Origin of the sequence: Pseudonocardia sp. DSM 110487, from assembly GCF_019468565.1 — a bacterium.
Classification (GTDB): Bacteria; Actinomycetota; Actinomycetes; order Mycobacteriales; family Pseudonocardiaceae; genus Pseudonocardia.
On sequence record NZ_CP080521.1, the window covers coordinates 3,267,623 to 3,286,843 of the forward strand.

The following is a 19,221-nucleotide window of genomic DNA, read 5'->3' on the forward strand; positions in this document are numbered from 1 at the left end:
ATGTAAGCATTCCTGTCACGGCGGTCAATAATGTGCCCAACATCGTTGCGCATCTACGCTTCCCCGATGTCGTCAGAGGAGCAGCCGGACGCAGCCCGGCCGCAGTCGCTGCTGCTGACGTTCTTCGGCGGGTACCTGCTCGGCCGCGGCGTCCACGTGGCGACGAGCGCGGTGATCGACGTGCTGGACCGCGTCGGTGTCTCCGAGCACGCCACCCGCTCGACGCTCTCCCGGATGGCGCGCCGCGACCTGCTGCACCGCGTCCGCCGGGGACGGAAGGCCTACCTCGGCCTCACCCCGCGCTCCCGCGAGGTGCTCCACGACGGCGACGTGCGTATGTGGCGCACCGAGGTGGTGCACGACGGGTGGGACGGCACCTGGACCCTGCTGTCGTTCAGCCTGCCCGACTCATGGCAGCGGCAGCGGCACGAGCTGCGCTCCCGGCTGCTCTGGGCCGGGTTCGGCCCGCTGCAGGGCGGGCTGTGGATCGCCCCGTCGCCCGTCGACTTCGCCGTGATCGGCGCGGGGCTGGAGGCGGCGGCGCACGTCAAGGTGTTCGCGGCCAGCGCGCTGCCGCCGACCGATGTCGACGCCCTCGTGCGGGACGCGTGGGACCTCGACGCGATCGCAGGCCGTTACCGCGGTTTCCTGGAGCGGTGGTCCGACCCGAGGCGGCGCCCCGCCTTCCCCGACGCCCTGGCCACCCAGCTCGTCCTGCAGACCGAGTGGCTGCAGGTGATCCGCCGCGACCCCAGGCTGCCCGCGCAGCACCTCCCGGCGGGCTGGCCCGCCGAGCCCGCGTGGCGGCTGTTCCGCGCGCTCTACGCCGAGCTGGACCCGCAGGCGCGGGCCGCGGTGGCCGCGCTCGACGTCATCCCCGACGAGGAGGCCGGGCGGAGCTGACGGGCGTACGTCGCTCGGCGACGAGCGCGCCCGTTCGTCGGAAGGGCCCGGCTACCGGGCCGGGCCGTCGGCCAGTGCGCTGCGGCAGCGGTTGAGGTAGTCGCGCAGCTCGGCGCGCTCGCCGGCCGTCAGTCCGTCGAGCATCCGCTCCTCGAGGGCCCGTACCTGCGACTCCATGCGCTCGAGCAGCTCCTGCCCCGCGGGTGTGAGGCTGATCAAGAGGCGGCGGGCGTGGCGGGGGTCGCGGTGGCGGGTCACGAGGTCCCGGCGCTCGAGCGCGGTGACCATGTCGCCCATCGACTGCGGCGTGACGAACGCGTTGCGGGCGAGCTCGGCGCTGGTGAGCCCGTCGCGGCGGGCGAGGACGGTGAGGGCGGTGTACTGCAGCACCGTGGTGCCGGACGGTCGCAGCAGCTCGTCGAGGTGGGCCCGCACGGCCAGCTCGACCTGCTTGACGGCGTAGAGCAGTGACGGGCCCTCCGCCGGATCGGCCGTCATACCGGACAGCGTATGTGCACGCCTGCCTCGCATGATCGGCCGTCCCGCCCGGCGCGGGGTAGGGTCAGCGGGTCAGGTCGGGCGGGCACTCCGTGTGCGCCTCGTGCAGATCGCCGCCTGACGCACGGTCGCGCCGACACGCTCTGGCCAGTGCAGGCCAGCTCCGGCGGGACGATCGAGGGAGCACGGACGCATGCGAAGGACCGGAAGCTCTTCCCATCCCCACGAGAACGGCAGGTTCGCCGCCGCACAGGCCGCCGCCACAGTCGAGAACGATTTGCAGAACCGGCGAGCCGCCCGCGTCGTCGCGGGCCGGGCGATCGACGCCATCGACTGCGCGGAGATGCTGGCGATGCTCGGTCTCGACGGCAGCCCGGAGCGCGGCAGGCGCTGAGCTTCCTTCTCGTGCCGCGGGCGCCGGCGCTACCGTCGGCGATCATGAAGGCCGTCGTGTACGACCAGCCCCGCAGCTTCACCGTCACCGAGGTACCCGACCCGCATGCGGGCCAGGGGGAGGTGCGGCTGCGGGTGGTGCTCGCGGGTGTCTGCGGCACCGACGCCCATCTGCACGACGGGCAGTTCGACCCGGTCTACCCGCTCACGCCGGGGCACGAGATCGTCGGTGAGGTCGACGAGGTGGGCGATGACGTCACCGGGCTGCGGGTCGGGCAGCAGGTCGTGCTGGACAACATGCGGTCCTGCGGCCTGTGCAGCAGCTGCCGGCGGGCCCGTCCGGCGTTCTGCCACGCGCTTGTGGCGCAGGGGGTGAACGCGCCGGGCGGGTTCGCGGAGTACATCGTGGCGGCCGCAGGCAAGTGCCATCCCGCCGACGACCTCGCGCCCGCGGCCGCCGTGCTCACCGAGCCCACGGCGTGCGTCATGCACGGCCTGGACGTGCTGGAGCTGCCGCCAGGCAGCGACGTGGTGGTCTTCGGGGCGGGCCCGACCGGATTGCTGCTGGCGCAGCTGCTGCGCCACGCGGGTGCCAACCGGGTCACGGTGGCCGCGCCGACCGTCGCGAAGCTGGAGCTCGCCGCCCGGCACGGCGCCGACGAGACGGTGCGGATGGACCGCGAGCGCCCGGACGCGGCCCTCGCCCGGTTGCGGGAGCTGGCGCCGGAGGGGTTCGACGTGGTCGTCGACGCGACCGGCGCCGTCGGCGTGCTCGAGCAGTGCCTGCCGCTCACGCGCGACGGCGGCACGGTGTTCGTCTACGGGATGACCGACGAGAAGGACCGGCTCACGGTGTCGCCGTACGAGGTGTTCCGCCGCGAGCTGATGATCAAGGGCTCGTTCAGCCAGGCGTACAGCTTCGATCGCGCGCTGCAGGCGCTGCGTACCGGCCGGGTGGCGACCGACGGCATCGTGACGCACACGTTCGCCCTGGACGACTACGCCGACGCGCTGGCCGCGCTGGGCGACCGGGGATGTGTGAAGGCGGTCGTGCGGCCCTGACGGTCAGCGGAGCGAGCGGGCCAGCCTCGCGCTCGCCGACTCCATGTGGGCGCCCATCGCCGTCGCGGCAGCATCGGGGTCCTTGCGCGCGACGGCCTCGAACACCGCCACGTGCTCGGCCAGGGTGGCCGTCGTGTCGCCGTCGGCCCCGACCGCCCGCTGGATCCACACCCGCAGCAGGGCGCGCACGCTGTGCAGGATGTCGCGAAGCACGGTGTTGCCGGCGATCCGGGCGACCTCAAGGTGGAACTCGACGTCGGCCTCGATGAACGCCGGGACGGACTCCGCGGTCTCCCGCATCCGGTCCAGGCATGCGTGCAGACGGGCGACGTCGTCGTCGGTGGCGCGCTGCGCGGCCAGCCGGGCGGTGACCGTCTCCAGGTGCTGGCGGGTCTCGACGAGGTCGCGGGTGTGGCGCTCGCCCAGCATCAGGCCCCAGTCGATCGCCTGGGGGAGCAGGTCGGAGATCGTCCCGCGCACGTAGGTGCCCGAGCCGACGCGCACCTCGACGAGCCCGAGCACCTCGAGCACGGCGATCGCCTCGCGGATGGCCGACCGGCCCACCCCGAGCGACTCGGCGAGCCGCCGCTCGGACGGCAGCCGGGAGCCGGCCCGGCCCGCCGTCACCTCCTCGAGGAGGCGGCGGGCGACCTGGCTCACCGGACTGTCGCGCCGGATCGGCGCCGGGCCGTCGAGCACTCGTCAGCCCTTCGCCGCCGACCGGATCGCCGTGAGCCCGGCGGCGAGCGCCTGCTGGTAGAGCCACAGGTCGCCGTTGTAGGCCAGCAGCGAGAAGCCACGGCCGATCAGGTCGGTGGCCTGCTCGACCGACGTCGGCATGAACCCGGCGATCGTGCCGGTGTCGGCCGCGGCCTTCGCGACGCGGTCGAGCGCGGCGAGGTAGTCGGGGTGGTCGAACTGCCCGGGGATGCCCATCGAGTTGGTGAGGTCGAAGTGCCCGACCCACACGACGTCGACGCCGGGCACCGCCGCGATCTCGTCGACGGCCTCGAGCCCCGCGACCGTCTCGATCTGGCAGATCACCACGTTGTCGCTGTTGGCCTTGCGCATCGTGGCGACGTTGTCGCCGCCGCGGTAGTCGTCGTGCGCCACGCCGAAGGCGGCGCCGCGGCTGCCGTCCGGCGGGTACTTCGCCCAGTCCACGAGCTGCGCGGCCACCTCGGCGGAACCGACCATCGGCGCCATGATCCCGCTCGCCCCGACGTCGAGGGCCCGGCTCACCGTGGTGCGGTCGAACGCCGACGGGATCCGGATCCAGGCCGGGACGCCGGTGGGACGGGTGGTGGCCACGAGCCCGCCGAGCGTCTCCCAGCCCCAGCCGGTGTGCTCGGCGTCGTAGAGCACGAACTCGGCGCCCGCGTGCGCGGCGAGCCGGCCGATGCCGTTCGTGGCGAACTCGAACACGAACGTCCCGAGCGCGAGCTCGCCCGACCTGGCCTTCTCGATCACGGGCAGGGTCACGGGTGTCCGCCTTCCTCTCGTCGGTGAGTGCCCGGCCAACTTAGCAACCGGTTGACCAATTTCCGAGGCCCTGGTTACGGTCGCCGCGACCCACCACCGAGAGGACCAGCTGATGGCGAGCACGTTCCAGGTCGGGCTCACGGGGGACTTCCGCACCCCGGACGGGCGGATCGGCTGGGGCGACATCGGGTTGTCGCTGCTCGCGGACGCGCCCGGAGTGGCCTACCGGTTCCTGGACGTCACGGCGGGGGAGATCCCGCCCGAGCAGCTGGCCGGCCTCGACGCGCTGATCGGGCTCCTGCCCCGCGTCACCGCGCGCTCGGTGGAGAAGGCCGACCGGCTGCGGGTCGTCGCCCGGTTCGGGGTGGGTTACGACAACGTGGACGTCGCCGCGCTCACCGCGCACGGCACGTTGCTCACGATCACGCGTGACGCGGTGGCGCGGCCGGTCGCGCAGGCCGCGCTCGCCCTGATGCTCGGGATCTCGCACCGCCTGCTCGACAAGGACCGGCTCGTGCGCGAGCACCGCTGGCAGGACCGGCTCGACTTCATGGGCACCGGCCTCACCGGGCGCACCGTCGGGTTCGTGGGCTGGGGCAACGTCGGGCGCACGGTCAGCGGCCTCCTCGCGCCGCTCGGGATGCACCAGACCGCCCACGACCCGTATGCCGACCCCGCGGCAGCCGCCGCGGCGGGCGTCGAGCTCGGGGACCTGCACACCGTGCTCGGCGGGGCCGACTTCGTGGTCGTCACCGCGGCGCTCACCGACCAGACCCGCAACCTCGTCGACGCGGCGGCGATCGCCCGCATGAAGCCGTCGGCGTTCCTCGTCAACGTCGCCCGCGGGCCCATCGTCGACCAGGACGCGCTGGCCGCCGCGCTGACGGAGGGCCGCATCGCAGGAGCGGCGCTCGACGTCTTCCGCGACGAACCGCCCGCGGCGGGCGACCTGATCCTGACGGCGCCGAACACGCTGTTCAGCCCGCACGCCACCTGCTGGACCGACGAACTCGGGCTGGCGAACGGCACGAGCGCGATCCGGGCCGTGCTCGACGTGCGCGACGGCCGGCGTCCCGCGCACGTGGTCAACCCGGAGGCGTACGCCCACCCGGCCCTGAGCGATCTCCGCTAGGCGGTGACGGTCGCGACAGCGACCATCTACACCCGATACCGGCTGGTCAGCGCGGTGATCAAGGGCTGATGGTCGCGATCGGAGATCATCTAGCGACCATTTCGCCTTGATCGCCGCATTTGTCCCCGGAATGGCGGCTTGATCGGCAGTTCGGCCCGTTTCCGGGTCGTTTTCGCCCGTTTTCGCGCCGAGGCCTCGATCATGTCCGTCGGACCGCCTCCGGTGGCGCCGCGCGCCCATCTGGGCAGGCCTGTGGCCTGCCCGTGCTGCTGCCCAGAGGGGTCGCAGAGGCTCGCCTGTCAAGGGTCGCGCAGCGATCGCGAAGCGACGCGGAGCGCCCTTGACAGGGGAGGGGCGGCCCCGCACGATGCGCGGCGCCACCGGAGGCCCTGCGGCCCGGCGGCTTGCTGAGGGCCCGCGCCACCGAAGGCGCCCACAACCACGGCGGGTCTACACCCCGCCCGACCAGGCTCGGCGAACGAATGTGGCCACCGCACTAGCGATGCCCACCTCCGAAGCTAGAGTCTCGATACGCTCCGGCGCGGGGCGCCTCCGCTACTCGACCAGCGGGTTCTAGAACACGATCTTCTCGAACGGCCACGGCCGGAGCGGGAAGACGGGCGTGCCCTCGGCACGCATGGCCGCCGGATCCAGTTCGTCGGGCCACGAGTACTGGTAGACGTCGTAGCTGTTGGTGGTGGTGCCCGGGTCCGTCGGCGTGCCGTCCAGCGCCAGCGGGCTGGTGTCCGCCATCACCGCGTAGGCGGGCAGCAGGGTCTGCGGGTCGACGAAGTACCGCATCGTGCGGCCCTGCGTCTCGTCGAAGTCGATGCTGTACGGGTAGTCGTACGGGTTGTTGCCGGTCTGCGCGAACGCGGCGTTGAGGAACGCGCCACCCATCCTCGTCTCGCCGTCGCCCCGCGGGTCCTGCGGTCGCAGGGCGACGTCGAGCTGGATGTATCGCCTCCCGTCGCTGCCCTCCACCGTCGTCGGCGGCGACACCTCGATCAGGCCGGGCACCCCGTCCAGGTAGGAGATGAAGGCGTTCATCTGCTCCGCCGAGAGGCCCGCGGGGGCGATCCCGTCGCCCGCGAACGAGTTCGCGACGAGCTTGCCGGGCCGCATCCGGTCGGCGCAGTTGTCGTAGCCGTCCGGACCGGCCGCCGACCTCACGTCCCACCTCGCCGGGAAGCCGAAGACCTCGTTCTCCGGCTGGTACGACGCGTACTGGTCGTTGCCGAGGCACCGGAGCAGGACGTAGTCCGAGTCCGGGGTTCCGTCCCCGGTGATACCGGACGACTCGTCGATGAAGGCCTTGGTCCGCCAGTCGATGCCGATGCGGTGGGTCACGGGGTTCGCCGGGAACGCGTCCTCGTACTCCTCGGCGGTGCTCCAGTTGCGCGCGACCATGTCGGTGACCGGGCGGGTGCCCTGCCGCGCCAGCACCGCCCAGTACAGCTGCCGGGCGTCGACCGTGGCCAGTGCCGCGTCGTCGACCGTGGGGCCGGGGGTGAGGCCCTGCACGTCGGTGGGGTACTCGTCGACGTCCCCCGCTGCGACGTGCACCCGCCATCTCGCCGGATCCGTCGCCGAGCCCGAGCCGAGGTCCTTCGTGCCCGCGCTCTTGAGCGCGTCCGCCACGACGGGGGTGCCGACGATCGCGAGCAGGATCACGGCCGTCGCGGCGATGATCCCGGTGCGCTTCCTCCGGGGCGGTGGCGGCAGCGGTCCGTAACCGGGGGGCAGCGGGAAGTAGCCGGGACCGGGTGGCTGCCCATGCCCCTGCGGCGGTTGCGGATACATGGGCGTCGCCCCCGACGTCGTTAGCCCGATCGGGGGAATAGTAGCCGCCCGATCGGGGAGGGTCAGCGCAGGGCGAAGCCGCCGTCGATCAACAGCTCGGTGCCGCAGCAGAACCCCGAGTCCGCGCTGAGGAAGTACTCCACGGCCTTCGCGATCTCCCACGGCTGGGCGAACCGGCCGAGCACGGTCTCGCGCATCCACTGCGGGTGCAGGTCGGTCTTGGCCATGGTGAGCGGGGTCTGCACGTAGCCGGGGGAGACGGCGTTGATCCGCACCCCGCGCGGCCCCCACTCGACGGCGAGCGACCGGGTGAGCGCGCTGACGCCCGCCTTCGAGGTGTTGTACGCGCACTGGCGCTGCGGCTGGTTGACGATCGCGTTGCCCGACATCGAGGCGATGTTGACGATCGCGCCCCCGCCGCGTGCGAGGAGCTCCCGGCCGAACTCGCGGCAGGTGAGGAACACCCCGCGCAGGTTCACCGAGAGGATCCGGTCGAACTCGGCGAGTGGCATGTCCTCGGCCGCGACGTTCTCCACGATGCCTGCGCTGTTCACCAGGTCGACCGGGCGGTCGTCGTCGGCGTAGAGCGCGCGGACCGCGGCGACCACCGACTCCTCCGATGTCACGTCCACCGGGTGGCCGCTGACGCCCGCCGGGAGATGCTCGAGGCCCTTCAGATCGAGCCCGTGGACCTGGGCGCCCTGGCCCGCCAGGCTCTCGCAGATCGCCAGCCCGATCCCGCCGGTCGCGCCGACGACGGCGATCCGCCGCCCCTCGAAGCGGTTGGTCACGCTCGCCTCCCCGTGTGGTGTAGTGGGCCGATGGCCCCGGAGTCCGATGTTCTCACCGCCGTGGCGGCGCTCGCCGTCGTGCCCGTCGTCGAGATCGACGACGCGGCTACGGCCGTGCCCCTCGCGCGCACCCTCGCCGAGGCGGGCCTGCCGGTCGTCGAGATCACGTTCCGAACGCCCGCGGCCCGCGACGCCGTGGCCGCGATCGCGGCGGAGCTGCCGGACTTCCTGCTCGGCGCGGGCACCCTCGTGCTGCCGGACATGGTCACCTCCGCCGTCGAGGCGGGCGCGCTGTTCGGGGTGTCGCCCGGGTACTCGAGCGCGTGCCTCGCCACCGCGGCGACGGCGCGGCTGCCGTTCGTCCCGGGCGCCGTCACCCCGAGCGAGGTCGGCGCGTGCCTGGAAGCGGGCGCGCGGCACATCAAGTTCTTCCCGGCAGGCGCCTACGGCGGCATCGCCACGTTGACGGCACTCGACGGCCCGTTCGGCTGGACGGGCGCCCGCTTCATGCCCACCGGTGGCGTGCGGCCGGAGAACGCGGCGGAGTACCTCGCGCTGCCCAATGTCTTCGCGGTCGGCGGCACCTGGATCGCCCCGCGCGCCGACATCGCTGCGGGCCGCTGGGACGCGATCGCCGAGCGCGCCCGCGCGGCCGCCGCCCTCGGCGCCCCGGGCGCCGTCACGCCCTGAGGCTCATCGCCTCCAGCAGCTCGGGGAAGATCTGCGTGTTGGCCATGCCGCCGTGGAACGCCTCCGCGCCCGGGCCGCCTGCCGCGATGGGGACTGGCGAGTTGGTGGGCCTGTTGCGGGTCCAGCGGAGCCAGAGCTGCTGGTCGGAGTCGGCGGCCGGGTACGGGCCGTCCGACCCGGAGCGGGTGGTGCCCGGGTCGGTGGTGGTGAAGCTCAGGCCGCCGGTCTCGTGGTCCCCGGCCACGACGATCAAGGTGCCGGGGTTGACCGCCTGGAAGTCCCGCGCCGCCTGAACGGTCGCGTCCAGCGCGCGGCCCGCTTCCAGCACGAGCGCACCGTTGCCCTCGCGGGCCATCGCGTCCATGCCGGCCTCGTCGACGACGAGGAAGAAGCCGGCCTCGCGGCGGTCGAGTGCGGCGAGCGCCGCGCGCGTCATGTCGGGGAGCGGCACGGCGGGCAGGTAGAGGCCGTCGCCAGGCCGGCCCGGATCGAACATCGGTCCGTCGGCGAAGAGCCCCAGCAGCCGCTCCGCCGAGGTCGCCCGCAGCCCGACCGCGTCGGACACCGTCGTGTAGCCGAGCGACCTGGCCTTCCCGGCGAGGTCCGTCCACAGCCCTGCTCCGCCGCCAAGGATCACGTCGACCCGGGTCTCCTCGAGGTACTGCCGGGCGATCGCGCGCGCGACGGCGCCGTCCTCCTCGTCCTGCTCGTCGGGATCCGGGAGGGGCGGCCGTGGCGCGACGTGCGCCGCGAACGCGGCGGGCGTGGGATCGGTGACCTCGCCCGTGGTCACGATGCCGATGGCCTTCCCCGCGTTGCGGGCGTGCTCCAGCACCGTGGTGAGCGACTCGCCGTCGGCGTCGACCCCGATCGCGCCGGGTCTCGTCGGCATGCCCGTGGACAGGGTGGTGGCTCCCGCGGCGTCGTCGGAGACCGGGTCCACAGGCGTCACCGAGCCGGTGGAGCCGAGCCGGTCCATCGCGAGCAGACCCGTCGGCCCTGCGATCGCCAGCTGCAGGAAGTCGTGCTGTGCCCTCCCCATCCCGCTGGCCAGGATCAGGATGACGTTGCGCGCCACCTCCTCGCGTGCTGCCTCCTCCGGGGCGTCGGCGGGCACCACGCTGCAGGCGGCCAGCGCGCAGGCCAAGGCGCCGGCCGCAAGGGCCCTCGCCACGCGGGAGCGGACGGGCGCAGCCACCGGCGGGAGACCTCCTGGCGAGTCGGAACCCGGGCAGCCTAGGACGCCAGTCGCGGGGCTCAGCGCTCGGTGGTGCGGGCGACCGCCATGACCAGCTCGGCGGCGACGTGACGCAGCTTCGTGTTGCGCTGCTGCGACACCTTGCGCAGGACGTCGAACGCCTGGTCGGCCGAGCACTGCTCCCGGCCCATCACGATGCCGATCGCCTGGTCGATCACCGAGCGGGACGACAGCGCGATGCGGAGGTTGTCGGTGAGGCTGACTTGGTCGTATGTGCGCAGGGCCGCGGTCAGCGCGACCGCGGCATGGGCGGCGAGGACCCGCGCGAGCTGCTGGTCGCGCTCCTCGAAGCCGGTGGTGGCCCGGGAGTAGAGGTTGAGCACGCCCACCGCGCCGTCGCGGACCATCAGCGGGACGGCGAGCACGCTCGTCATGTTGTGGCTCAGCATGACCGTGTCGAACCCGCCCCACCGCCGCTCGCGGCGCACGTCGGCGACGTGCACGACGGAGGCGGTGCGGAGTGCTTCCAGGCACGGGCCGGTGCCCCGCTCGTACTGGTGTGCGTCGATCTGCGTGGCGAGCGGGTCGGCGGTGGCCACGGTGATCACCCGGCCCCGTTCGGCAAGCGTGATGCTCGCCGTCGACGCTCCGGCCACGAGCTGGACCGAGAGTTCCGCCACACCGCGCAGCAGGTCGTCGAACGACTCCGTGGACAGCAGCAGCGCCGCGAGCTCCGCCGCGGTGTCGTCCCGCTCTGGACCTTCTGTCATGTCCGTGCCCGTCCCGCAACCACCGGAACGCGCCGGTCAACGTCGTGGAGTCGCTCCTGAGCGTGGCATGAGAATGCGCGTTCCGCATCGGCTGATAGGCCGTACCGATGAACGGTGACCGTCCAGCGCGTGCAGATGCACGCACAGTGGGCACGCGGCAACCAGCGGTTGCCGTCGTCGACACCGCTCTCGTAGCATCCCCGACGGTTGGACCGACAGCCGCTGCGTGAGCGCACGCGCTGGCATCGTCGTGGTCCTGGACCCCCGGCCGCTGATCATCCAGCGGTGCGCTCCGCGATTTCGCGTCACGGCAGCAGAGGGGAAAGTATGCGCGGAGCCGTGCAGTCGGAGCAGTACACCACTTCTGAACCGACGAGGCTGCGGATCATGTCCGTTCAGCCCGACCGAGAACACGCCTTCGTCGAGGTGATCGGCACCTGCGGGCACGAGGGTGTCGCCGAGTTGCGGCAGCGAGTGGACGGGCTGCTGATCGCAGGCGCGCGTTTCGTGCTGGTGGATCTGACGGCGGCTGGCGAGGTCGCGCCCACGACGAACGCCGCGCTCGCCTCCGCGGGTCGGCAGCTGACCCGGCGCAACGGGTGGCTCAGGACGGTCGGGCACGACTCGTCGTCCGCGGCGCGGTACGAGGCCTCGCTGCTGGACCTGTTCACGATGTACCAGGCCGCCGTGCGGAGGGGTGCGGTCCGTGGTGCCGGTGGTGAGACAGCGTGATGAGCACCGAATGGAGTTCCGGCACGGGCAGCGCGCTGCTGCATCGGGAGCGCGCCCCGGTGGACCTGTCGGAGCTCGTGCCCTCCCCGCGGAGGGAGAGCCGCATCCCGGATCGGGACGAGCCGCTCGACGTGCGGCTGCACGCGCCGACACCCGACACCGTGATCGTGCGCGTCATCGGCCCGCTCGAGGCACACAGCTGCGCGACGCTGGCCATCCGGGTCCGCCAGCAGCTGCACCGGGCGCCGGACGTCATCCTCGACCTGTCCTCGGTGACCTGGATGGACCTGCAGGTGGCGACCGTGCTGCGGGCCCTGCACGCCATGGCCGTCGACTGTGGCACCCACCTGCACATCGCCGCCGAGAACGACCGGGTCCTCGAAGGGCTCCGGCGGATCGATCTGGGCGAGCGCGTCGTTCCCGGCACGGCCGACGCGGTTCTCGCGTGCATCGCGCCCCGTAACGGTTGAGGCACGCGCGGCGACCAGCCTGCCGGGGCGAGTGGACCGAGGGGACACCGGTGGGGCCGGAGACTGCGGGGGTGGACATCGGCGTCGAGCTGGCGGCACTGGTGGTGGCGACGTCGTCGCTCGACGAGCTCCTCGTGGGGATCGCCGAGCTCGCGGCAGGGGCGGTGGCGGCCGCCGTGTCCGCGAGCGTGGCGCTCACGGCACCCGCGTGGAGCGGGCACGCGATCGCGGTCGACGAGCGCGCCGCCCGGCTCGAGGCCGTGCAACGGCGGCACGGCGCGGGTCCCGGGACGGACGCCTTACGGGCCGGGAACGCGATCGAGGTGGGCGACCTGCGGACCGAGCGGCGCTGGCCCGCGTTCGCCAGTGCCGCCGTCGGTGCCGGCGTGCACGCGGTCCGCGCCGTCCCGATGCGCGTCCGCGACGGTGCCCCGATCGGCGTCCTCACCGTCTACGGGACCGCCCCGGCCGCGTTCGACCCGCCGGGCCGCGGGCTCGCCGACCGGATCGCCGGCTTCGCCACGGTGGCCGTCACGGGGACGATGCGCAGCTACGACGACACCACGCTGTCCGCGCGCCTGCGCCAGGCGCTGGTCTCCCGATCCGCGATCGACCAGGCGATCGGCATCGTCATGGCCGAGCAGGGGTGCCCGGCGGAGAAGGCCCTCACGGTCCTGCGCATGGCGGCGAAGAACCGCCGCGCGACGCTGCAGGCGGTCGCCGCCGAGGTCGTCGCCCGCACCGAGGAACCCGCGCTGAGCCGGCCTTGACCAGGGCCGCCGGCACGAGCTGACCATGGCCTTGCCGGCCTGCATCCGCCGAATTGACCTCGAGTCGGGCCGAGGTTCGATGATCGTGCGGTGCGAGCGATCAGAGTGACCCGGTTCGGCACTCCGACGTTCTCGAACCGACCGACCTACCGGACCCGGAACCCGCGGCGGGGAGATGCGTCGCCGCGAGCGTGCGCGCCGGTTCGTCGGGAAGAGCCTCCTGCTCCTCTGGCGTGAACCACCGTGATCATCGTGGTGCCAGAGCACAGACCTGACGCTCTGGCACCGCTCCGGTGATCATCAGCTCGCGGTCAGCCCCACTTGCCGGGCTCGTAGTCCCCCGCGGGCATCCGGGTGATCGCGTTCATGCGGTTGTAGGCGTTGATGAGCGCGACGAGGGAGACGAGGGCGGCGAGCTGATCGTCGTCGAAGTGCTTGCGGGCCAGCTCCCAGGTGTCGTCGCTCACCCCGCCCGCGTCGTCGGCGATGCGGGTGCCCTCCTCGGTGAGGGCGAGCGCTGCCCGCTCGGCGTCGGTGAAGACGGTCGCCTCGCGCCAGGCGGCGATCATGTTGAGCCGCACCGGCGTCTCACCGGCGTGGGCGGCGTCCTTGGTGTGCATGTCGAGGCAGAGGGCGCAGCCGTTGATCTGGCTGGCGCGGATCTTCACCAGCTCCTGTACGGCGGGCGGCAGGGTCGAGTCGCCGACGACCTTCCCGGCCGAGTTGATGTAGCGAGCGAACTTCGCGGCAACGGGGTTGGCGTAGTAGTCGATGCGGGCTTCCATGACGTCTCCTTCGCTGATGGGTTCACGGCTTTGACACGGCGCGAAGGGCAGGTGTGACAGCCGCGGATGTGAGCTGGGTCTCACACCGGTCTGCGATGATCGGAGCGTCAGTCCCGCGGGGCGGTCAGGGCCTCGATCCAGTACTCGCGGGCCAGCGCGTCGACACCGGCCGGGGAGACCCCGCGCAGGCGCACGACGGTGCCGTCGGTGCCGGCAACGCGCCCGTGCTTCTGCAGTTCCAGCACGTGGTAGCGCTCCGGCGGGAAGTCCAGCACGACGTCGACGGGGAAGCGGCCGCGCTCGTCGGGCTCGGCGCCAACGCCGGGGCCGGCCTTGCCGATCGCCTGGACGGAGAGCCAGCCCTGGTAGAGCAGCACGAGCAGGACGACGACCGCGATGCGGCGCAACGCGGGGCTCCGGGCAGCCCTACGCAGTGTCGGCGACGGCATGGGCCTCGTCCCCCGCGAGCAGGTCGGTGATCCGGTTGCGGATGGCGCGGAACCGCGCCAGCTCGCCGGTGGTGCGCCATGCCCGCGGGCGCGGCAGGTCGACCGTGACGATCTCGTGCACCCGGCTGGGCCGTCCGGTGAGCACGACGACCCGGTCGGACAGGAACACCGCCTCATCCACGTCGTGGGTCACGAAGAAGACGGTGGGCCGCCGCTCCTGGAAGATGCGGGTGAGGTCCTCCTGCAACCTGCGGCGGGTCTGGGCGTCGATGCTCGCGAACGGCTCGTCCATGAGCATCACGGCGGGCTCGTTCGCGAGCACGCGGGCCACCCCGAGCCGCTGCTGCATGCCGCCGGACAGTTCGTGCGGGTACCGGTGTTCGGACCCGGCGAGGCCGACGAGCCGCAGGTACTCCGCCGCGGTCGCCTCCCGCTCCGCCTTCGCGACGCCGCGCATGCGCAGCCCGAACGTGACGTTGCCCTGCACGGTCTTCCACGGGAACAGCGCGTGGTTCTGGAAGACGACGCCGCGGTCGGGTCCTGGGCCGCTCACCGGCTGTCCGGCGACGGTGACCGTGCCGCCGGTCTGCTCGACGAAGCCCGCCACGATGTTGAGCACCGTCGTCTTGCCGCACCCGCTCGGGCCGAGGACGGAGACGAACTCGCCCTCGGCGACGTCGAACGACACGTCGCCGATCGCGGTGACCTCGTCGCCGGTGTAGCCGTCGACGTAGGTCTTGTGGAGGTTCTCGATCCGGAGTGCCGTCATCTCGCCGCCTCCCGACGGACCAGTCCCCAGCGTTCCACCGTGGCGCGTTCGAACGGCGCGAGGAACAGCGCGTCGAGCGCGTACCACAGGATGCCCAGCACGATCATCCCGAGGAAGACCTCGGCGACGTCCCCGACGCGGCGGGCGTCGAACATCATGAACCCGATCCCGCTGGTCCCGACGATGATCTCGGCGGCGACCAGCGCCCGCCAGCCGTAGCCGAGCCCTGTACGAACGCCGCTGGCCACCGACGGCAGCGAGCCCGGCACGATCACCTCGACGAACACCTGGAACCGGCCCGCGCCAAGGCTGCGGGCCGCCCGCACGAGCTCCCGTGGCACCTGCTCGATCCCGGCCACGATGCTGAGCACGAGCGGGAAGACGATCGTGTAGACGATCACGAACGTCACCGCGGTGAGGCTGAACCCGAACCAGACGATGACGATCGGCAGCCACGCGATGTCCGCGATGGCCTGGAAGAACAGCAGCAACGGCCACGTCAGCCGCCGCGCGAGCCTCGACATCCCGACCACGAATCCGAGCGGCAGCCCGATCAGCAGGCCGAACAGCACGCCGTACCAGAGCCGGGTGAGCGAGTCGGACAGGTACCCGGGCAGGATGCCGCGCTCCAGCAGGCCGCCGAGCTCGGCGAGCACGACGTCCGGTCCGACGAAGAACGCAGGCGGGAAGACCTGTAGCCGCGCGATCAGCCACCACAGCGCGACCACCGGCACGAACGGCCCGAGGGTGCGCACGATCGGCCGGCGGGCCAGCGTGCGCCACACCGCCGTCATGACGGTGCCTCCGTCATGCCCCAGCGCTGCACCGTGCGCCGCTCCAGCGGGGCGAGCAGCAGCCGGTCCATGGCGAGCCACAGCACGCCGATGATCACCATCGAGGCGATGATGACGTCGGTCGAGAAGGTCTTCTGCGCGAGGAACAGGGCGTAGCCGAGGCCCGCGCTCGTCGCGATGATCTCCGCGGCGACCAGCCCGCGCCAGCCGTAGCCGAGCCCGACGCGCAGGCCGGTCACCACGCTCGGCAGCGCCCCGGGAAGCAGGACCTCCCAGAACATGCGCACCCGTCCGGTGCCCATGCTGCGCGCGGCGCGCAGCAGCGGGAGCGGGATGCGGCGCACGCCGAGCAGCGTGTTGTAGGCCAGCGCGAAGAACATCGCGTTCCATACGATGAAGATCACCGCACCGTCGCCGTAGCCGAGCCACAGCGTCGCGATGGGGATCCACGCGATGCCGGCGAGCGCAACGGAGAACCGCAGCAGCGGCGCGAAGAACGCCGACAGCCGCGGGCTCGCCCCGAGCGCCACGCCGAAGGGGAGCGCCGTGCAGACGGCGAGCGCCGCGCCGATCAGCACCCGGCGCAGGCTTGCGGCGAGGTGGTCGAACAGCTCGCCGCTGGCCGTCATCCCGGCCAGTGCCCGCGCGACGTCGGTGACCTGCGGGAAGATCCGCATCGGCACGCCGGTGGCCGCCACCACCGCGGCCCAGACGCCGATGAGCGCGGCGAACGGGGCGAGGAACCAGAGCACCGACCGCGCCCGCGACGCCCGGGGAGCGCTCACGTCGCCGGGCACGCCGCCAGAGCGGCGTCGCGGTCGTAGGCGAAGCCCGCGTCGACGCGGGCCGCGTCCGGGATCGGCGGGAGGTCGTCGAACAGCTCGGGCCGCTCGGTCATCACGGTGGTGATCGGGCCGGGCAGGAACCGGTCGCCGACGGTGAACCCTGGCTGCGTGACGCCCTGCTCGGCCAGCATCTGCGCCACGGTGTCGAGCGCCGCGTAGTTGCAGGCGGAGAACCGCGGGTCGAGCTGAGCCACGTTGTACTGCATCGCCTCCTGGGCCACGGCCGGCTCGGTGCCCGGCAGCCAGCGCGTGGCCGCCTCCGCCGCCTGGTCGGGGTTGTCGCGCATCCACCGGTCGGCGGCGGCCCTCGCTGTGAGGAACCGCTGGACGATGTCGGGGTTCTGCTCGACGAACTCACGCATCGCCACGATGTAGCCGACGTAGGGGATGTAGCCCCCGCCGCGCACGATCTCCTCGCTGCCCTGCACCTGCTGCCGGATGGTGATCGGCCACGGGTCCCACCCGATCGCGGCGTCGATGCCGGACGTCTGCAACGCCACCGGCATGTCCGGTGGCGCCGTGTTGACGATCTCCACGTCGCTCACCGGGATGTGCAGCCCCTGCAGCAGGCCGATCAGGTAGAGGTGGTTGATCGAGCCGACCGACACCCCGACGCGCTTGCCCCGCAGCGTGCTGAGGTCGGCGCCGCTGATGCCCGAGCCGGGCCGCGCGACGACGGCCATCGTGTCGTCGATCGCCCGCTGGCTCGCCGAGCCGGAGTAGTTGCCGAGCAGGACGACGTCGAGCCCGCGCTGCGCCGCGCCGATCGCGGGTGTGCCGACTTGGATGAAGTCGACCTCGCCCGCCTGCAGCGCGTTGAGTGAGTCGACCCCCGTCGGGAACGGCTGCGCGAGCCGCACATCGAGTCCCTGCTCCTCGAACGCGCCGATCTCCAGCGCGACCGGCAGCCCGATCTGGTCGACGGCCGAGACGTAGCCCGCGTCGACCGTGACGAGCTGCGGGGCCGCACCGCCGCTCGCATCGTCGTCGACCGTGGAGCCGCCACCGCACGCGGCGAGCAGGACCACGAGGGGCCCGCCCGCCAGTGCGGCGACGCGGCGTGTGCTCAGGTGGTTCATCGTCGAACCTCCGATCCTTTGTCAGCGGGCGAGCCAACCCCCATCGACCGCGAGGACGTGGCCGTGGACGTAGTCGGCAGCGGGCGAGGCGAGGAAGACCACGGACCCCGCGACGTCCTCGGGCTCGGCCCAGCGGCCTGCCGGGATGCGGGCGAGGATCTCGGCGCTGCGGGTGGGGTCGCCGCGCAGTGCCGCGGTGGTGGCGGTGGCGACGTAGCCGGGGGCGACCGCGTTGACGTTGACGCCGTGGGGCGCCCACTCGTTGGCCAGTGCGCGGGTGAGCCCGGCGAGCGCATGTTTGCTCGCCGTGTAGGAGGGCACGAGGAGCCCGCCCTGGAAGCTCAGCATCGACGCGAGGTTGACGATCTTCCCGGAGCCGCGGGCGACCATCCGCCGCCCCGCGGCCCTGCAGAGCTCGAACGCGGCGTGCAGGTTGACCTCGATGACCCCGTACCAGTCCTCGTCGCTGAACTCGGCGGCCGGAGCCCGACGGATCAGGCCGGCGTTGTTGACCAGGATGTCGACGGCGTGGGCGTCGAGCAGGCGTTCCGCGGCGGCGCGGCGGGCGGGCCGGTCGGCGAGGTCCAGCACCTCGGTGGCGACCGTCGCGCCCACGGCCTTCGCCTCGTCGGCGACCGGGCCAAGGTTGTCGCGCTCGGACAGCAGGAGCAGGTCCGCGCCCGCCGCGGCGAGCCCGACTGCGATCGCGCGACCGATCCCGGACCCCGCGCCGGTGACCATCGCCAGCCGGCCGTCAAGGGCGAAGGGGGAGGTGGGGGCCACGGGGGCGACGGTAGGAGCAGCAGGGCGCGCCGGTGAAGAGCGACTTCCGGATCGGCCTATTCGGATCCCGGATCTGACGCCGGCTCGGTGCCGTCGGGGCGGGGCTGCGCGACGATCTGCTGCAGCAGCGTGCGGGCCGCGGCGGTGAGGTGGCGCGCGGAGTCCCAGTGGACGGCCACGCGGCGGCCCGCCCCGCCCTCCAGCCTGCGCACGCAGACGCCGGACGTGTCGGCGACCCGCGCCGCGAGCGAGTTGGTGACGCCGACGCCGAGGCCGTGGCGGACCAGCGACATGAGCGTCTGCGGCTGGTTGGTCGCCTGCACCGGCTCCAGCTCGTACCCGCACTCGCGGAAGCGCTGGTAGGACTCGAACTCGCCGGTCTCGGGCGCGTCGAGCCTGCCGATGGACAGCAGGGGGTGCGCGGCGACCTCCGCAACCGGCAGCGGATCGGGCAGTTCGGAGAGGGGGTGGCCGGGCGGGTGCAGAGCGACGAGGGGCTCGGCCCACAGGACGTGCCAGCGCACGCTCGCCCTGGCAGGCGCCGGGCTCACCGGCCGGATGCACAGGTCCAGCTCGCCGGCGGCGAGCGCCTCGTCGAGCTCGAGCGTGGAGCGCTCGACCAGCACCACACGCACGTCCGGGCTGGTGCGCGCCGCCTCGCGCAGAACGTGCGGCACGAACGCGGCGCTGGCGCTGGGATGGCTCCCGAGCGTGACGACCCCGCGGGCGCCGCCGCGCCACGCGGCCATCGAGGCCTCGGTGGCCTCGACCTCGTGGAGGATTGCGCGGGCGTGGTCGGCGAGCGCCTTGCCCGCCTCCGTGAGCTCGACGGGCCGCTTGCGCCGGTTGAACAGGGGGATGCCCACCCCGCGCTCCAGGGCGGCGACGTGCATGCTGATGCGGGGTTGGGAGCGGTGGGTGGCCTCGGCGGCGGCTACGAAGCTGCCCGTGTCGACGACGGCGAGGAACGAGACCAGCCACTCCAGCCGCATGCCATGGCACCCTACGAGCGTCGGCTGCCCG

At 72.8% G+C, this 19,221-nt stretch carries 23 protein-coding genes; 8 read left to right on the plus strand and 15 right to left on the minus strand.

Annotation, left to right across the window (positions count from 1 at the left end; all coding sequences use genetic code 11):
- Positions 1–66 precede the first annotated feature (66 nt).
- A complete protein-coding gene (locus K1T35_RS15165) occupies positions 67–903 on the plus strand; it encodes a PaaX family transcriptional regulator C-terminal domain-containing protein (protein ID WP_255621918.1) in 837 nt (278 codons plus the stop codon).
- Positions 904–954: 51 nt separating this feature from the next.
- Here the strand turns inward: K1T35_RS15165 and K1T35_RS15170 are convergent, their stop codons facing one another.
- Positions 955–1,401: a MarR family winged helix-turn-helix transcriptional regulator gene (locus tag K1T35_RS15170; RefSeq protein WP_255621919.1), complete on the minus strand. Its 447-nt coding sequence runs from the start codon at positions 1,399–1,401 to the stop codon at positions 955–957.
- A gap of 193 nt (positions 1,402–1,594) precedes the next feature.
- Between K1T35_RS15170 and K1T35_RS15175 the strand changes: the two genes are divergently transcribed.
- On the plus strand, positions 1,595–1,795 hold the full coding sequence (locus K1T35_RS15175) for a hypothetical protein (RefSeq protein ID WP_220263338.1): 201 nt from the start codon (positions 1,595–1,597) through the stop codon (positions 1,793–1,795).
- 44 nt (positions 1,796–1,839) lie between these two features.
- Positions 1,840–2,856 carry a zinc-dependent alcohol dehydrogenase family protein gene (locus tag K1T35_RS15180; protein WP_220260798.1) on the plus strand — a complete coding sequence of 339 codons (1,017 nt, stop codon included), beginning with the start codon at positions 1,840–1,842 and terminating at the stop codon, positions 2,854–2,856.
- A 3-nt stretch (positions 2,857–2,859) separates the two neighbouring features.
- On the opposite strand, the gene K1T35_RS15185 is transcribed toward K1T35_RS15180, so the two are convergent.
- Together K1T35_RS15185 and K1T35_RS15190 are read right to left on the minus strand one after the other, a co-directional pair.
- Positions 2,860–3,555 carry a FadR/GntR family transcriptional regulator gene (locus tag K1T35_RS15185; RefSeq protein ID WP_220260799.1) on the minus strand — a complete coding sequence of 232 codons (696 nt, stop codon included), beginning with the start codon at positions 3,553–3,555 and terminating at the stop codon, positions 2,860–2,862.
- Positions 3,556–3,558: 3 nt separating this feature from the next.
- Entirely contained in the window at positions 3,559–4,338 is a 780-nt protein-coding gene (locus tag K1T35_RS15190) for an HpcH/HpaI aldolase/citrate lyase family protein (RefSeq protein WP_220260800.1), read from the minus strand.
- A gap of 112 nt (positions 4,339–4,450) precedes the next feature.
- Between K1T35_RS15190 and K1T35_RS15195 the strand changes: the two genes are divergently transcribed.
- Positions 4,451–5,470: a D-isomer specific 2-hydroxyacid dehydrogenase family protein gene (locus K1T35_RS15195; protein ID WP_220260801.1), complete on the plus strand. Its 1,020-nt coding sequence runs from the start codon at positions 4,451–4,453 to the stop codon at positions 5,468–5,470.
- A gap of 573 nt (positions 5,471–6,043) precedes the next feature.
- Here K1T35_RS15195 and K1T35_RS15200 read toward each other — a convergent pair.
- Positions 6,044–7,273 carry a hypothetical protein gene (locus K1T35_RS15200; protein ID WP_220260802.1) on the minus strand — a complete coding sequence of 410 codons (1,230 nt, stop codon included), beginning with the start codon at positions 7,271–7,273 and terminating at the stop codon, positions 6,044–6,046.
- Between the two features lie 62 nt (positions 7,274–7,335).
- The gene (locus tag K1T35_RS15205; RefSeq protein WP_220260803.1) at positions 7,336–8,064 is read right to left on the minus strand and encodes an SDR family NAD(P)-dependent oxidoreductase; all 729 of its coding nucleotides are present in this window, start codon (positions 8,062–8,064) and stop codon (positions 7,336–7,338) included.
- Between the two features lie 30 nt (positions 8,065–8,094).
- Here K1T35_RS15205 and eda point away from each other — a divergent pair, with 30 nt between their 5' ends.
- Positions 8,095–8,754 carry a bifunctional 4-hydroxy-2-oxoglutarate aldolase/2-dehydro-3-deoxy-phosphogluconate aldolase gene (eda, locus tag K1T35_RS15210; protein ID WP_220260804.1) on the plus strand — a complete coding sequence of 220 codons (660 nt, stop codon included), beginning with the start codon at positions 8,095–8,097 and terminating at the stop codon, positions 8,752–8,754.
- On the opposite strand, the gene K1T35_RS15215 is transcribed toward eda, so the two are convergent.
- Positions 8,744–9,952, minus strand: a complete 1,209-nt coding sequence (locus K1T35_RS15215; protein WP_220260805.1) for an alkaline phosphatase — start codon at positions 9,950–9,952, stop codon at positions 8,744–8,746. The two genes, eda and K1T35_RS15215, sit on opposite strands and share 11 nt — an antisense overlap.
- Before the next feature lie 59 nt (positions 9,953–10,011).
- On the minus strand, positions 10,012–10,722 hold the full coding sequence (locus K1T35_RS15220; RefSeq protein WP_220260806.1) for a GAF and ANTAR domain-containing protein: 711 nt from the start codon (positions 10,720–10,722) through the stop codon (positions 10,012–10,014).
- 387 nt (positions 10,723–11,109) lie between these two features.
- Here K1T35_RS15220 and K1T35_RS15225 point away from each other — a divergent pair, with 387 nt between their 5' ends.
- Genes K1T35_RS15225 through K1T35_RS15235 form a run of 3 tightly spaced genes read left to right on the plus strand, consistent with a single transcriptional unit; the run spans position 11,110 to position 12,694 of the window.
- Positions 11,110–11,454, plus strand: coding sequence for a hypothetical protein (locus tag K1T35_RS15225; RefSeq protein ID WP_220260807.1), 345 nt, complete (start codon positions 11,110–11,112; stop codon positions 11,452–11,454).
- Positions 11,454–11,924: an STAS domain-containing protein gene (locus K1T35_RS15230; protein ID WP_255622592.1), complete on the plus strand. Its 471-nt coding sequence runs from the start codon at positions 11,454–11,456 to the stop codon at positions 11,922–11,924. The genes K1T35_RS15225 and K1T35_RS15230 overlap by 1 nt, the downstream gene beginning before the upstream one ends.
- Positions 11,925–11,974: 50 nt before the next feature.
- On the plus strand, positions 11,975–12,694 hold the full coding sequence (locus K1T35_RS15235; protein ID WP_220260809.1) for a GAF and ANTAR domain-containing protein: 720 nt from the start codon (positions 11,975–11,977) through the stop codon (positions 12,692–12,694).
- Between the two features lie 311 nt (positions 12,695–13,005).
- Here K1T35_RS15235 and K1T35_RS15240 read toward each other — a convergent pair whose 3' ends face one another.
- The 8 genes from K1T35_RS15240 to K1T35_RS15275 all read right to left on the minus strand — a co-directional run bounded on the left by K1T35_RS15240 (position 13,006) and on the right by K1T35_RS15275 (position 19,190).
- The gene (locus K1T35_RS15240; RefSeq protein WP_220260810.1) at positions 13,006–13,479 is read right to left on the minus strand and encodes a carboxymuconolactone decarboxylase family protein; all 474 of its coding nucleotides are present in this window, start codon (positions 13,477–13,479) and stop codon (positions 13,006–13,008) included.
- 107 nt (positions 13,480–13,586) lie between these two features.
- Positions 13,587–13,928 carry a hypothetical protein gene (locus K1T35_RS15245; protein ID WP_220260811.1) on the minus strand — a complete coding sequence of 114 codons (342 nt, stop codon included), beginning with the start codon at positions 13,926–13,928 and terminating at the stop codon, positions 13,587–13,589.
- The gene (locus K1T35_RS15250; RefSeq protein WP_220260812.1) at positions 13,906–14,697 is read right to left on the minus strand and encodes an ABC transporter ATP-binding protein; all 792 of its coding nucleotides are present in this window, start codon (positions 14,695–14,697) and stop codon (positions 13,906–13,908) included. The genes K1T35_RS15245 and K1T35_RS15250 overlap by 23 nt, the downstream gene beginning before the upstream one ends.
- Entirely contained in the window at positions 14,694–15,491 is a 798-nt protein-coding gene (locus K1T35_RS15255) for an ABC transporter permease (RefSeq protein WP_220260813.1), read from the minus strand. The genes K1T35_RS15250 and K1T35_RS15255 overlap by 4 nt, the downstream gene beginning before the upstream one ends.
- Positions 15,488–16,276 carry an ABC transporter permease gene (locus K1T35_RS15260; protein WP_220260814.1) on the minus strand — a complete coding sequence of 263 codons (789 nt, stop codon included), beginning with the start codon at positions 16,274–16,276 and terminating at the stop codon, positions 15,488–15,490. The genes K1T35_RS15255 and K1T35_RS15260 overlap by 4 nt, the downstream gene beginning before the upstream one ends.
- Positions 16,273–17,415 carry an ABC transporter substrate-binding protein gene (locus K1T35_RS15265; protein ID WP_220260815.1) on the minus strand — a complete coding sequence of 381 codons (1,143 nt, stop codon included), beginning with the start codon at positions 17,413–17,415 and terminating at the stop codon, positions 16,273–16,275. The genes K1T35_RS15260 and K1T35_RS15265 overlap by 4 nt, the downstream gene beginning before the upstream one ends.
- A gap of 21 nt (positions 17,416–17,436) precedes the next feature.
- Positions 17,437–18,198, minus strand: a complete 762-nt coding sequence (locus K1T35_RS15270) for an SDR family oxidoreductase (RefSeq protein WP_255621920.1) — start codon at positions 18,196–18,198, stop codon at positions 17,437–17,439.
- A gap of 56 nt (positions 18,199–18,254) precedes the next feature.
- Complete coding sequence (locus K1T35_RS15275; protein WP_220260816.1) at positions 18,255–19,190, minus strand: LysR family transcriptional regulator; 936 nt, start codon at positions 19,188–19,190, stop codon at positions 18,255–18,257.
- Positions 19,191–19,221 lie beyond the last annotated feature (31 nt).